The sequence below is a fragment of the Pseudomonas sp. RIT-PI-r genome, assembly GCF_001297015.1.
Classification (GTDB): domain Bacteria; phylum Pseudomonadota; class Gammaproteobacteria; order Pseudomonadales; family Pseudomonadaceae; genus Aquipseudomonas.
The window spans coordinates 125,158-140,429 of record NZ_LIGE01000025.1 but is presented as its reverse complement, the minus strand read 5'-3'; the positions used below and the strand labels follow the sequence as shown (position 1 = coordinate 140,429).

Here is a 15,272-nt window from a genome sequence, read left to right as displayed (position 1 = left end):
TCATGTATCTGAGCCAAAGAGCACGCGCCATCAAATAGATGGCATCTACGCGGCAAGATGGATCAGCAAAGAGAAAACCCGGATGAAATCACGCAAGAAAACCGTCAAGCCAATCGGTTTGAAAGACATCACCATCGTCGACGACGCCAAGATGCGCAAAGCGATCACCGCCGCCGCGCTGGGCAACGCCATGGAATGGTTCGACTTTGGTGTCTACGGCTTTGTCGCCTATGTGCTCGGCAAAGTGTTCTTCCCTGGCGCCGACCCCGGCACGCAGATGATCGCCGCACTGGCGACATTCTCGGTGCCGTTCCTGATCCGGCCGCTGGGCGGTCTGTTCTTTGGTGCCTTGGGCGACAAGTACGGACGACAGAAAGTCCTCGCTGCGACCATCGTGATCATGTCGTTGAGCACCTTCGCCATCGGCCTGATTCCGTCCTATGCCTCGATTGGCATCTGGGCACCGATCCTGCTGTTGCTGGCAAAGATGGCTCAAGGCTTCTCGGTCGGAGGTGAATACACCGGTGCATCGATCTTCGTCGCCGAATATGCGCCGGACCGCAAACGCGGCTTCCTCGGCAGCTGGCTGGATTTTGGCTCGATTGCCGGTTTCGTCCTCGGTGCCGGCGTGGTGGTGTTGATCTCGACCACGCTGGGCGAGGAGCAATTCGAATCGTGGGGCTGGCGTCTGCCGTTCTTCCTCGCCCTGCCGCTGGGCATGATCGGCCTCTATCTGCGTCACGCCCTCGAAGAAACCCCGGCGTTCCAACAGCACGTCGAGAAACTCGAACAAGGTGACCGCGAAGGCCTCGCCGGCGGCCCGAAAGTCTCGTTCAAGGAAGTCGCGACCAAGCACTGGCGCAGCCTGATGACCTGTATCGGCGTGGTCGCCGTGACCAACGTCACCTACTACATGCTGCTGACGTACATGCCGAGTTACCTGTCGCACAACCTGCATTACAGCGAAAACCGTGGCGTGTTGATCATCATCGCGATCATGGTCGGCATGTTGTTTGTGCAGCCGTTGATTGGTTTTATCAGTGACAAGATTGGCCGTAAGCCCTTCATTGTGGTCGGCAGCATCGGCCTGTTCCTGTTTGCCATTCCGGCGTTCATGTTGATCAACAGCGGCAGTATCGGCCTGATCTTTTCCGGCCTGCTGATCCTCGCCGTGCTGCTCAACTTCTTTATCGGCGTGATGGCCTCGACCCTGCCGGCGATGTTCCCGACGCACATTCGTTACAGCGCACTTGCCAGTGCCTTCAACGTCTCGGTGCTGATCGCCGGTCTGACCCCGACCGCCGTGGCCTGGCTGGTCGAAAGCACCAACGACCTTTACATGCCGGCCTATTACCTGATGGTGATTGCCGTGGTCGGCCTTGTCACCGGTGTAACCATGAAAGAAACCGCCAACAAACCGCTGCGGGGCGCAGCGCCGGCGGCTTCCGACCTGGAGGAAGCCAAGGAATTGCTGCAAGAACACCATGACAACATCGAGCAGAAAATCGAAGACATCGACGCAGAAATCGCCGCACTGGAAGCCAAGCGCAAGGATCTGGTGCAACAGCATCCACGGATCAACTAAGGCGCTGTCAACGTGGCGAGGGAGCAAACTCCCTCGCCATTTTTCATCTTTGCCCTCCCCCTCGCCTGCATCAGCTAGCCTTGAACGCGGATCGCCCGTCATTCAAGGAGCCGTCATGTTCAAGTTCATCAAGACCACCGTCATCGGTGGTCTGTTGTTCATCCTGCCGTTGGTATTGATCGTCGTGCTGCTGGAAAAAGCCATTCACCTGCTGCGCGGGCCGGTGGAAAAGCTGCTGCCGATGTTCAAGGATTACGACGTGGCCGGCGTCACGCTGATCAGTCTGGCGACATTGATCGGCCTGATCGTGCTGTGTTTTCTTGCCGGGTTGCTGGCGCGCACTTCAGTGGCGGCGCGGGCCATGGAAGCCACGGAAAACAAGTTGCTCAGCAACTTGCCGGGCTACCAGTTGTTCAAGGACACCACCGCACGATTCGCCGGGCTGGAAAACGAGGACGGCTCCAAGGTCGGCATCATTGCTGAAGGCGAAGGCTGGCGTCCGTGCCTGATCGTCGAAAGCGTCGATGACTGGTTGACGATCTTCATGCCCGACGGCGGACCTGCCGGCGGCACCTCCGGTGAAGTCCGACTGGTGCCCGCCAGTGAGGTGATTGTCACCGAACTGTCGTGGCTGGCCCTGGCCACCGGGTTGCGCCGAGGCGGTCGCGGCATGCTCGCGCTGATGCAACCCTGGGTACCGAAAGCCTGATCACGGCGCGTTGACCACCACATACGTCACATCGCTGCCCTGGTACTGCGGCTGGTACCAGGTCGAACCGCACTGCATGTAGGCGACGTTGTAGCGAATCACCTGCACGCAACTGCTGGGCATTTGCGCCGGGGTGAAGATCGAGCCCACCACTGCCGCTGTCACCGCTACCGTCGCGGTCACGGCGGCGGCCGTTGCGATCGGATGATAGTGATCGTCGTAGCCATAACGACCATGCCCATCGACATCAATGTCGACGTCGCGATGGTTGTCGATATTGACGTTACGGTTGACGTTGCGATTGCTGTTATTGACGTAGGTGCGGTTGCCGACGTTGTTGCCGGCATTCACCCGATTGCCCGAATTGACCCGATTACCGGCGTTCACATGGTTGGCGCGCTGCGGCGCATTGATGCGCTGTGCCCGTTGCGCATGAGGCGCCGGCGCACGGTTGACGTTGGCGCGGGCATGGCCCTGGGCACGTTGCCCCCGGGCGTCCGCCTCAGCGACCAAACCTGCGGTCAACAACATTGCGGTGGCCAGCGAGATCAACAGACTCCACGTCATTGACTTGTGCATGTCACTGCCCTCCCTGATCGCTGGTTTTTTTCATCGCAATCGCCACATCGCCCTTGCCCGGTTTGAAGGTGAACTGGCTGTCCGGAATCGTCGGTTTGAGGTTCCACTGGTAGACCGCGCTGTACTCGGGATAGGTCTTGTCGTCAGTGGTGGTGATCACCAGTTTGCACGGCAACGGTTTGTCCGAGCGGGTCAGCCACAACTGCCAGTCGATGCCCTCCTGGCGGAACGCCAAGTGGTCGCACAACTGGCCCTTGATGATCGACGGCCCGACGTAAAGCGCGGCTTTCAAGGCATCGATCTGCGCCTGGTCGCTGCCGAACAGAAACAGATCCTCCATCGGCACTTGCACGCCATAGTAGTTCTCGACCATGTGCAGGGTTTGCGCGACGGTCGCCGGTGCGTCCACCGTCGTGTAGTACTTCAGATAGGGCGAATACTGGGTGAGTTTTTTGCCGTTGTAGAAGAACTCGCGGGTGCGCACATCGCCTTCGCTTTTCGCATACAGACGATCATGGCCGACCACTTTCAGAGTGTTGACCGACTCGGTCTTGATCTTCTGCCCCGACTCCAGAACGGTGTCCCGCGAGACTTGGGCGTCGACCTGGAATTTCGCCAGGCTGCGCAGGTAATCGCCCATGTCGATGAGCTTGTCGACCACCTGCGGGTTGACCAGCGGCGTGTCGTCCGCCGCATCGGTTACGGGTGTGGCCGGTGTCGCGGGCGGATCATCGGCACGGACCCCCGGCGCGAGAGCCAGCGTGAACATCAGGCAGACCATAGTGACTGGGGCTTTCATCGGTTCCGCTCCTGTCCCTGCGTTGGGCGTGACGCCCGAATGGGCGACTGACTGTCCAGCCTAGACGCCAGTATCGGGCTGCGCCAATGCGCACAAATCCCCTGCGCATTGATGGCCTAAGGCTGTTATCCCATTGCGCTCCGCTTCCGGTCTAAGCCCCTGAAATAGCGGCCCGTTGCGCTGGAAAACCGTAGGAAACGACCTACGCTGAATTTGTCCGTCGCTTGGCGTCGGCGCTCAATGGAAGGATTCAGCAGGCAGTATGAGGGCCGGTCATGCAAGGTTCACGGAGTGGGTTCGGCGGGGCACATCTGCGTCCGCAGCGTCAGGCATTGGCTTTGGAACCAAGAATTCTGTTCGACGGCGCCGCCGCTTCGGCGACCGTGGAGCAACATCACACCGACCCCGCTGCCCCGCCCGCGGCGGTGGATGCGCAAGTTCCCCACGCCACGCCGACTGAAGGTCGCGCCGCCACCGAGCAGGCGCCATCGGCGGCACGCAGCCTGTTGGTGATCGACAGCCGCATCGAAAACCGCGATCAGTTGCTTGCGCAATTACCGGGCAATGTCACGGCGATTGTGGTGAACGCCGGTGAAGACGGTTTGGCGGCCATCTCCGCCGCCCTGGCGCAATTGGGCAAGGTCGATTCGATCCAGATCATGTCCCATGGCGCCGCCGGGCAATTCACCCTCGGCAGCCGCACGGTCACGTCGGACAACATCGATTCACTGAGCAAAACCCTCGAACAATGGCGCGGCAACCTGAGCCAAGGCGCGGACATTCAGCTATACGGCTGCGACGTCGGCGCGGGTGCCGCCGGGCAGACGTTGGTCAGCGAACTGGCCCGCTGGACCGGTGCCGATGTCGGCGCCTCCAGCAACGACACCGGCAGCAGCAAGGCCGGCGGCGACTGGACGCTGGAAACCAAAGTCGGCGATATCGATAAAAGCATCGCCATCAGCAGCCTCGCCATGGCGCATTTCGACGGTTTGCTCGCCGATGCGGCACCCACCGCGACGGTGTCCACGGGCGGCAGCGATGTTTTGCTGGGTGATCGTTTCACCTTCACCGTGAATTTCAGCAATACCTCGACCCAGGTCGGTTACGCACCGTTCATCAACCTGGCAATGCCCGCCACCGGCAAGGACGGCGACGACGGCGTCAATTTCATCTCGGCCACGTACCTGGGGCAAAACCTGATCAGCCACGTGCTGACGTTCGACGCCAATGGCAACGCCACGCATCCGCTGGCCAAGGACGCCAATGGCAATTTCCTGATCATCAACGCCGCAACTTACGGCATGCGCGCCGGTGACAAACTGGTGGTGATTGAACTGCCGTTCGCCAGCGTGACCAATCAGCAACCGGTGATCGGCGTGCAGGTCACCGCAAGCCTGAGCAATCTGGCCGACACCGCGTTTTCCAACGGCACGCCCGACCTGACCATCCGCGCCAGCGGTGGTTTCGAGTTCGGCAATGATGCACTGGACAACCCGACCAACGATCCGAGCCTGATTCAGGCCGGCACCGCCGCCTTCGTCGTGCACCCGACGGTGATTACCGTCAGCGAAACGATCAATACCCCGGAAGGCGAAACCGCCACCGGCCCCAACTATGTGCGTACGCTGACCCTGTCTGCCACGCCGGCACCGGGGCAGACGCTGACCAATGTCGTCATCACCCAACCGCTACCGGACAATATCCAGGTCAATTCGATTACCCCCGGCCCCGGCGGACGGCTGACCTCAATCACCCTGCACGACGGCACCGTGGTGACCAATCCGGCGGAAATCGCCGTGTTGATTGCGGCCAATGACGTTTACATCAACTCGTTCACCGTCGCGTACGACAACCTGACCGGCAAGACCGACACCGTGGTCGCCTTCTATGTGCCGGAAGTCGATGCCAACGGCCAACCGGTGATCAACCCGGTCACCGGCGATGCCGTCACCATAACCCTCGGCCCGCCGACAGCTTCGGGGCAATGGGTGCCGCTCGACCCGCGCGACCTGACCGCGCCGAACACCACTATCGATTTCAGCGGCACCGGCCAAGGCACGCAGTTCATCGCCAAGTCGATCACGCTGCTGAAAACCGCGACGATGCAGAACGACGTCGGCCACACCGGCATCAGCCCCGGCGACACCCTGCAATACACCCTCAACCTGGCGATTTCCGACTACTTCGCCTTCGGCAAGGACTTCTTCAACGAGGGTCAACTGGTCGTCCGCGATCAACTCAGCGACGGTCAGACCCTCAGCGGCACGCCGACCCTAACGGTGACCATCAACGGCGTGGTGCAGACCATCACCCTGGTCACCAGCGTGGTCAACAATGCTGACGGCAGCACCTCGATGGTGTTCGACATCGCGCAATCGTTGCGCAATGCATTTTCCAATATTCGTGGCTGGCTCAACGGCGATCTGGCCTTCGACGACACGTTGCAAGGCGCGGTGGTCGCGGTATTAAGCTATTCGGCCATCGTCGGCCAGACCTACAAACCGCCTTCAGGCAACCCGCACCCGGACATCAACGAAGGCGATGAACTCGGCAACACCGCCACGGTAGACGGCACGCTGCTGCAGGATCAGTTCAACCTGACCGGCGAAAGTGAAACCGATGGTTCGACCACCACCAGCGTGATTCCCACCAGCAACGTCGACATCAATCTGGTCGAGGTCAACAACGGCGCACCACCGGGCAACGGCGAGTTGCGTCCCGGCGATGAAGTGACCTTCGAGCTGAGTTACGACCTGGTCACCGGCGATTACGAGCAATTCAAACTCACCGCATACCTGCCGTTGCCGCTGTTCGATGTCAACGGGATTACCTGGGGTTCGGGCAGTGATGTCGGTCAATGGCAACTGGGCGCGGGCAACACCAATGCCGGCGGCGTGGTCAGCGTGACCAGTGCCAATGGCAACTCGGTGGTCTTCGACTTCGGCAGCTTTGCGACCAATACCACCACCGGCAGCCGCATCGTCATTCGCTTCACTGTCAAAGTGGGCGATCAGCCGTTTGCCGACCAGCGTTCGCTAGACGTACTCGCACAATCGAGCCAGCAGACCACCCTCACCGACCGCACGCTGATTTCCTCCGATGTGGTGGCGATTGTTTCCGTTGCCGAGCCGGTGCTCAACATCAAACATGGCGTGGTCTCGGGCTCCAACGGTACGGTCACCGGCACCACCGGCAGCTGGAATCCGCCGGGCAGCACCGGCGTGCCGTTCAATGGCAGTGTCACCGACCTGTCGGCGGTCGACGGCAACATCAACAACATCGACGGCGCCGACCGTTTGCGTCTGGTCACCGCGATTGAAAACAGCGGTGGCGGCGGCGCGTTTGACGTCAGCACCAGTATCACCCTGCCCTCCGGGTTGAGTTTTGTCGGCGGCAGTCTGGCGGCGGCCAATCTGCAGATTTATCGCGGCGACGGCACGCTGCTGGTGTTGGGCACCGACTACAGCGTCAGCGGCAACCAGATCAACTTCCTTGATGCGGGTGGCGTGGCCAGTCTGCTGGCCGGGCGCAGCGGCACGGCGGCCGATAGCAGCGGTGCCAATGTGGTGGTGATCAGTTATGACGTGGTGGTCAGCGCCACCATCGAGGCCAGCCGCAACCTGCAGACCACCGCCACTTTGAGCAATTACGCCAGCGTCAATGGCGGCACCGATTTCACCCCGACCGACCTTACCGATCTGGCCACTCAACAAGTGGCTGCGCCAGTGATCGGCAAAGTGTTCGCCGACGGCACCCTCGACAATGGCGACTCAAGCGCGGCCCATACCACCGGCAGCGATCTGGTGATTGGCGAAAGCATGCGCTACGACATTGTCATCACCCTGCCCGAAGGCACCACGCAGAACCTGCGCATCGAAGACCTGATTCCACCGGGCATGCGCCTGGACACCAGTTTCAATAACGGCCTCGGCTACCAGATCATCACCACCCGTGCCGGCAGTGGCGCGCTGGGCGCCGACTTTGCCGGCAGCGTGCTGGTCAGCAGTTTCGCCGGGATTGGCGGCACGTTGGGCGGCGATGGCGTCGACGGGCGCTGGACGTTCAGTGTCTCCAGCGTCTCGGCGGATAACCTGAGCGGCAACAACACCTTCGTGATTCGCCTGCAACTGGTGGCTAATAACGTTATCGCCAACCAGGCCAATGTCTCGCTGCAGAACAATGCGCAACTGGTGTTCAGTGATCCGGATGGCGACAATCCGAATGGCGCGGTGGCCGTGGATCGCACCGTTGCCCTCACGGGTGGCCAGCCCACGGTGACCGTGCGCGAGCCGACCTTGCAGGTCAATCAGGTGATCACTTCAACCTCCGGCCTCGGCGGTTACGATCAGGGCGACACGGTGACCTTCAACATCACCATCAGTAACGGCAACGGCGCCAGCGATTTCAGTGCGTTCGACATCAGTTTCCTCGACACCCTGCCATCCCAGTTGAGCAACGTCACGCTGGTCGGCGTGCTCTATCAGAACGGCGCGACCAACAACGGCGGCGTAGCCTTTGAAATCGTCGGCGGCCAGTTGCGCACCGCCAGCGGCGCCAATATCGACATCGCCAAGGGCGGCAGCATCGTCTTGCAACTCAGTGGCGTGGTCAACGCCAGTGCCGCCGCCTTGTCGAACATTGCCAACGTCGCCAGCGTGCAATGGACCAGTCTTGACGGCGGCAATGCCGGCGAACGCAGCGGCGTCGACGGCGTGCTCAATGGCGGCACCCTCAACGATTACCGCAACCTGTCGACCTTGCTGATTCCGGTGGCTCAGGCCATCGAAATCTCTCGCGTCGGTGGCCTGCCGGACACCGCGACGCCCAACCCGACCACCGCCACCGTCGAGCAAGTCACCGTCGGCGAAGTGATCCGCTACCGCGTGGTGGTGCTGGTGCCCGAGGGCAACAACCCCAACTATCAGATACAGATCACCCTGGCCAACGGCTTGCAGTTCATCTCGCCGGATGCGCTGGTCAATGCCCTGCGCATTGCTTTCATCTCCAACGGCGGGCTGAGCAGTGATGCCAACCTGATCGTTGGCGGCACGCTGAATATCAACGGCAACGAAAACAGCCCTGAAGCCCTGCCGATCACTGCGGATCTGTCCGGACTGGCGCCGCAAGGCATCTTCGATCCGAGCCGCCTGACCGTCATCACCAACCCCGATGGCAGCCAGGTGGTGACGTTCAACCTCGGTAACGTGGTCAACGGCAATGGCGATGACGATGATCTGGAAGGCATCTCGATCGAGTTCAACGTGCGCGTGACCAATATCGCCGCCAACACTGCCGGCGCGCAACTGGCGGTGACCGCGCAGGAAATCGTCAACGGTGCCGGGCGTGCGGTCAGCGACACGGTGTTCGAACGCGTGGTCGAGCCAAGCTTCAGCGGCCTCGACAAGCAGATCATCAACTTCAACCCCAACCCGAGCGGCACTGTAGGCAACGCCACCGTGCAATTGAGTTTCACCCAGAACGGCGGACTGCCGGCGTTCGATGCGCAAGTCAGCGATAACTTTGCCGGCGGCAGCAACTACACCTTGCTCAGCGTCAGCATCAATGGCGTGACGTACGGTCCGGGCAATCTGCCGGCGGGCATCAGCTTCAGCACCAGCGGCGGTTTGAGCGTCAATTTCGATCAATTGGACGTTGGCGCGCAGATTCAGGTGCGCTACTCGGTGGATCTGCCCAACTCGACCATCGTCGCCAGCAGCAACGCGACGCTGACCTGGAGCAGCCTGCCTGAAGATTTCACCAGTTGGGGCGGCAACACGGTCGGCGTCGATGGCACCACCACCGGCGAGCGCGATGGCAGCGCCGTCGGGCCGAATCAGTACATCTTGCGCGACAACGCCGGGCTCGGCGTGATCAGCGGCACATTGTGGAACGACACCCCCAGCCCGACCGCCAGCGCCACGCCGGATGGCGCCGGTCTGGCTGGACAAACCGTGACCCTGACCTGGGCCGGTGCCGACGGACGCCTCGACACCACGGCTGACAACCTGCAATTCACGACGCTTACAGACGCCAACGGCCAGTACCGTTTCGGCGTGTTGCCCCTCGGTGTGTTCCGCATCGACGTGCCCGCCGGGCTGGTCAGTTATCCGCAACCGATCGGGGATTTGCGCGTGCGGGTCGACAGCGATGCCGGCACTCTTGGCCAGATCACCATCACCTTGGGCGATGCCGACACGCAAAGCGCCAACGCCGGTTACGTCGAACAGAACGACGCGCCAGTCAACACCGTGCCGGGCACGCAAAACGGCCAGGAAGACGTCGTGTTGAACATCGGCGGCATCAGCGTTGCCGATGTCGATGCCGACCGCGATCCGAACGTCAACGACCGCTCCATCAGTGTGATTCTCACGGTCACCCACGGCACGCTGTTCCTTGGCGCAACCGTGTCGGGCGTGACAGTCAGCGGGGCCAACACCGCGAGCCTGACCCTGACCGGCAACCTCGCCGATATCAATACCGCGCTGGCCAGCCTGCAATATCTGGGCAACGCCAACTTCAACGGCACCGACACCCTGACCGTGCTCAGCAATGACCGTGGCAACTATGGCGATGCCGATGGCGACGGGATTCCCGGCACCGCAGCCGATGCGCTGACCGACACCGACACCCTGCAAATCATCCTCGCCGCCGTCAACGACAACCCGCTCGGGGTCAACGACAGCGCTACAGCAGTGGAAGCCGGCGGCCTCAACAACGCTTCCGCCGGGGTTGACCCGCGCGGCAACGTGCTGAGCAACGACACTGACGTCGATATCGCCACCAATGCCGATCAACTGCACGTGGTGTCGGTCGGCCCTGGCGCCGGCATCCAGACGCCGGTGTTGGGCGTCACGGTGATCAACGGTTTGTATGGCCAGTTGGTGATTGGCAGTAACGGTTCCTATCAATACGTGGTCGATAACAACAACGCTGCCGTGCAGGCGCTGCGTCTGGCGGGTCAGACCCTGCAGGACGACTTCAATTACGTGCTCGCTGACATTGAAGGAGCGACTTCGACGGCGACGTTGAGCGTAACCATTCAGGGTGCCAACGACACGCCGCAAGGTATCGATGACGACGGTGTGGCCATCGAGGCTGGCGGCGTCAACAACGGCACACCGGGCAGCGATGCCAGGGGCAATGTGCTGAGCAATGACCAGGACGTCGACAGCGCCGCCAATGGCGAAACCCGCACCGTGACCGGCATTCGTCCGGTGGCCGAAGCGGGCGCCGGCAATTTCACGGCAGTCAGCGGCGCGACGGCGATTTCCGGGCTCTACGGCACCTTGACCATCAATCCCGACGGCACCTACAGCTACGTGGTCAACAACAGCAACGCCACGGTCCAGCGCCTGAGCGCCGGTCAGCAACTGATGGAATTCTTCAGCTATCGGCTGACCGACACCGGCGGGCTCGATGATGTCGCGCAACTGCGCATCGTCATTCAGGGCGCCAACGACAATCCGGTGGCCAGCGATGACGCGGCTTCGGCGCAAGCGGCATCAACCAATGGCTCCGCGTCGGAAAGCAATCCAAGCGGCAACGTCATCCAGTTCCCCAGCCGTCCCGGGCCGATCACTCAACCGGGCGGCAATGGCGTCGATCAGGACGTTGATGCCAACGACCAGCCAAGCAGCCAGTTGCTGGTCAACGGAGTGATCAACAAAAGCGAGGCCAGTTATAACCCGGCCGTGGATGTATTGAGCGGTGTTGCCACGGGTACCACGTCGGCCAACGGCACCGTCGTCAACGGGCTCTACGGCACCTTGCGCATTGGTGCCGATGGCTCGTTCTTTTATGACGTCGATAGCAGCAATGCACTGGTTCAAGCGTTGGCTCCCGGCCAGACCCTGACCGAGTTCTTCACCTACCGCGTCACCGACACCACCGGCCTGACCGACACCGCGCAACTGGTGATTACCGTGCATGGCGTCAACGATCCACCGGTTGCGCAAAACGTCATCGCCGTCGCCACCGAAGCCGGCGGGTTCAACAACCTGACGCCGGGCGTCAACCCTTCGGGCGACGTCACCGCCAACGACACCGATCCCGACGGTGACCCACTGACGGTGACGCTGATCAAGTCCGGCGCGACTGCTGATCCAGGCACGCCGATCGCGGTCAATCTCGGCGGCACGGTGATTGCCGGGCTGTACGGCAGGCTGACGATTTTCCCCGACGGCAGCTACGTCTATGAGGTCGACAACAGCAACCCTGACGTTCAAGCCCTGCGGCGCAACGTCGATCTGCTCTCGGAACGCTTCACCTACACCGTCAGCGATGGCGTCGGTGCGACCCCGCAAATCGACACAGCGGAAATCATCGTGCTGATTCGCGGGCAGAACGACAATCCGCTGGCCAGTGATGATTCCGCTGTCGCCATCGAGGCCGGTGGTTTGAACAACAGCCAGCCGGGCCAGGACCCTACCGGCAACGTGCTGGACAACGACAGCGATGTCGATGGCGGCGAAGTCCCCAGCGACCTGCCCAACTACGACTACGGCGAAACCCGCGTGGTGTCCTCGGTGCGCACTGGCAGCGAAGCCGCAACCGGCACGGCCGGCGCCCTTGGCACGGAATTGCGCGGCACGTATGGCTGGCTGACCCTGAATGCCGACGGCAGCTACAGCTATCGCCTCGACAACAGCATGGCGGCGGTGCAGACCTTGCGCGCCGGCAACAGCCTGCTCGATTCCTTCAGTTACGAAGTCATTGATGCGGCCGGAGCCACCGACCGCGCCACGTTGAACATCAGCATTCAAGGGCGCAACGACACGCCAGTCGCGCAGAACGACAGCAACACCGCAATCGAAGCCGGCGGTGCGAACAATGCCTCCCCGGGCACCAATCCCAGCGGCAATGTGCTGAGCAACGACACCGACGTCGATGGCAACGGCGAAGTGCTCAGTGTGATCGGCGTCAATCAAGGTTCCTCGGTCGGGCTGATCGGCGCCGGTTTCAATGGCACTTACGGCGTCCTCACCCTGAACGCCGATGGCAGCTACAGCTATCTGGTCGACAACCTCAACCCGCAGGTCCAGGCCTTGCGCAGCAATGCCGACACGCTGACGGAAACCTTCACCTACCAGATCCGCGACCTCGCCGGCGCCACCAGCAGCGCAACCCTGACCATCACCATTCGCGGGGCCAACGACAACCCGGTCGCCAGTGATGACAGTGCCGTAGCAGTTGAGGCCGGTGGCACGTTCAACGGCACGCCGGGGGTCAATCCGAGCGGCAACGTGCTGACCAATGACACCGATGTCGATGCCAACGACGTGAAAGTCGTCACCGGGATTCGCACTGGCAGCGAAGCGGCGGGCGGCACCTTCACCAACGTCGGTGTCGCGCAGACCTTCAATGGTTTGTACGGCACCCTGACGATCAATGCCGACGGCACTTACAGCTACGTGATCAACAACACGCTGGCGGCTGTGCAGGCATTGAAAATCGGCGATTCGCTGGTGGAAACCTTCACCTATCGTATGCGCGATATCGCCGGCGCCACCGACAACGCGCAATTGAGCATCCGCATCGACGGCGCCTGGGATGCGCCGGTGGCGGCCAACGATACGGCGCTCGCCGTGGCCGATAATGGCAACGGTAATGGCGTCAATCCGAGCGGCAATGTGCTGCCCAACGACACCGACGTTGATCAGGGTGACAGCAAGACCGTCACCGGCATCCGTTTCGGCACCGAAGACGTTGGCGGCAGTCTGTCCGGGGTCACGGCGGGCACCAACAACAGCAACGGCACGCTGATCAACGGCCTCTACGGGCAATTGATCATTGGCGCCGACGGCAGCTACACCTACAACCTCGACTCAAGCAATCCGACCGTTCTGGCGTTGGGGCCGCTGCAATTTCTCAACGAACGCTTCACCTACCAGGTCAGCGACCGTGGCGGGCAGACCGATCTGGCGCAAATCCACATCATCATTCGTGGCCGCAACATTGCACCAGAGGCCAACACCGACACGGCGACAGCGGTCGAGGCCGGGGGCAGTAACAACAGTCAACCGGGGATCAATCCCGGCGGCAATGTCCTGGACAACGACACCGATGCCGAAAGCGACCCGCTGTCGGTGATCGGCATTCACACCGGCACGGTCAGCGACATCGGTACGGTGGGCAGCGTCGGCACCTCGTTGCGCGGACTTTATGGCGACCTGCTGATCAACGCCGACGGTAGCTACACCTACACCGTCGATAACAATCTCGCTGCCGTGCAAGCCTTGCGGCAGAGCGGCCAGACCCTGAATGAAGTGTTCAGCTACACCATCGTCGACCGCTGGGGCGATACCAGCACCGCCGAACTGCGCATCACCGTCGACGGGCGCAACGACACCCCGGTTGCCGTGGATGACAGCGCCACGGCGGTCGAGGCCGGCGGCGTCAATAATGGCACGCCGGGCAGCAACGCCACGGGCAATGTGCTGGACAACGACACCGATGTCGACAGTGTGGCCAATGGCGAAAGCAAACACGTGCAGAGCGTGAGCAATCAGGCCGGTCAGTCCACCGGCGTCGGGCAAGTGTTGATCGGGCTCTATGGGCAACTGACCCTGAACGCCGATGGCAGCTACACCTACGTCATCGACAACAACAATCCCGTGGTGCAGGCCTTGCGCACTGCCGGTGAAACACTTAGCGAAACCTTCACCTATCGCATGGTCGACACCGCCGGCGCGACTTCGGATGCGCGCCTGACCGTGGTGATACAAGGCGCCAACGACGCGCCGGTGGCGCAGAACGACAGCGGTTTCGCCAGCGATCAGGCGCCGGCGCCGCAAACCACCGGCAACGTATTGCCCAACGATGGCGACGTCGACAACAACGACAGTCTGGTGGTGGTCGGGATTCGCACCGGCGCCGAGGCTGACTCAGGGACTGCCGGGGTGATCGGTCAGCCGATCACCGGCCTCTACGGCACGCTGGTGTTGAACGCCGACGGCAGCTATACCTACACCATCGATCAGAACAACCCAGCGGTGCTGGCTGCCGCCGGCCTCGGGCAGATCCTGCGCGACGTGTTCACCTACACCATCAACGATCGCAACGGCGCCAGCGATCAGGCCGAACTGGCGATCACTCTCGACATCGCCACGCCATTCATTCCGGCGCCGGGCGGCAACAACTTCGAGCGCGACCCGAGCACGCTAAACCGCAACTTCCTCATCCCCGATCCGCAACCGGCGGTCTTCGTCACGCCTGTGGTCGAGCGTGCGGCGGAGATCTCCGAGCTGTCGGCCTGGGGCGTCGATGGCAGCAACCTGCGTCTGGCAGCGGTCGGTGAGTTCACCAGTGAGTCGGTGGGCAATGGTCTGGGGCTGGTGCCGGGGCAGTTCGTCCAGCAAGCGGTGCGCACCAGTCGCCTGGAAAGCGAACTGGATCTGCTATGGATTCAGGGGCGTCAGGGCCGTACCGGGTTGAGTGCCGATGGACTGTTGAGCGATCCGTCGTTGTTCACCTTGAACCCGGCGGATCTGACGCACAGCCCGGCACACACTGAAAAACAACAGGAAAAACCACGAGCCAAGGGCTTCAGCGCGCAATTGCGCGATGCAGCGCAGCGGCGAGCACCACGGTAATGCAGTCGA

General features: G+C 61.8%; 5 protein-coding genes. 3 read left to right on the top strand and 2 right to left on the bottom strand.

Features of this window, described 5'->3' with window-relative positions:
• Positions 1–82 precede the first annotated feature (82 nt).
• Entirely contained in the window at positions 83–1,585 is a 1,503-nt protein-coding gene (gene proP / locus AK821_RS12570; protein WP_064389934.1) for a glycine betaine/L-proline transporter ProP, read from the top strand.
• Positions 1,586–1,700: 115 nt separating this feature from the next.
• Positions 1,701–2,294, top strand: a complete 594-nt coding sequence (locus tag AK821_RS12565) for a hypothetical protein (RefSeq protein ID WP_064389933.1) — start codon at positions 1,701–1,703, stop codon at positions 2,292–2,294.
• On the opposite strand, the gene AK821_RS12560 is transcribed toward AK821_RS12565, so the two are convergent.
• Both AK821_RS12560 and AK821_RS12555 read right to left on the bottom strand, forming a co-directional pair.
• Positions 2,295–2,873: a hypothetical protein gene (locus AK821_RS12560; protein ID WP_064389932.1), complete on the bottom strand. Its 579-nt coding sequence runs from the start codon at positions 2,871–2,873 to the stop codon at positions 2,295–2,297.
• A 1-nt stretch (position 2,874) separates the two neighbouring features.
• A complete protein-coding gene (locus AK821_RS12555; protein WP_064389931.1) occupies positions 2,875–3,672 on the bottom strand; it encodes a DUF2092 domain-containing protein in 798 nt (265 codons plus the stop codon).
• A 275-nt stretch (positions 3,673–3,947) separates the two neighbouring features.
• Between AK821_RS12555 and AK821_RS12550 the strand changes: the two genes are divergently transcribed.
• Positions 3,948–15,263 carry a VCBS domain-containing protein gene (locus tag AK821_RS12550; protein ID WP_064389930.1) on the top strand — a complete coding sequence of 3,772 codons (11,316 nt, stop codon included), beginning with the start codon at positions 3,948–3,950 and terminating at the stop codon, positions 15,261–15,263.
• Positions 15,264–15,272 lie beyond the last annotated feature (9 nt).

What these genes read in the sequence shown, in the direction of transcription:
- proP (WP_064389934.1), top strand. Translation starts at nt 83, where the DNA reads ATGAAATCACGCAAGAAAACCGTCAAGCCAATCGGTTTGAAAGACATC.
- AK821_RS12565 (WP_064389933.1), top strand. Translation starts at nt 1,701, where the DNA reads ATGTTCAAGTTCATCAAGACCACCGTCATCGGTGGTCTGTTGTTCATC.
- AK821_RS12560 (WP_064389932.1), bottom strand. Translation starts at nt 2,873, where the DNA reads ATGCACAAGTCAATGACGTGGAGTCTGTTGATCTCGCTGGCCACCGCA.
- AK821_RS12555 (WP_064389931.1), bottom strand. Translation starts at nt 3,672, where the DNA reads ATGAAAGCCCCAGTCACTATGGTCTGCCTGATGTTCACGCTGGCTCTC.
- AK821_RS12550 (WP_064389930.1), top strand. Translation starts at nt 3,948, where the DNA reads ATGCAAGGTTCACGGAGTGGGTTCGGCGGGGCACATCTGCGTCCGCAG.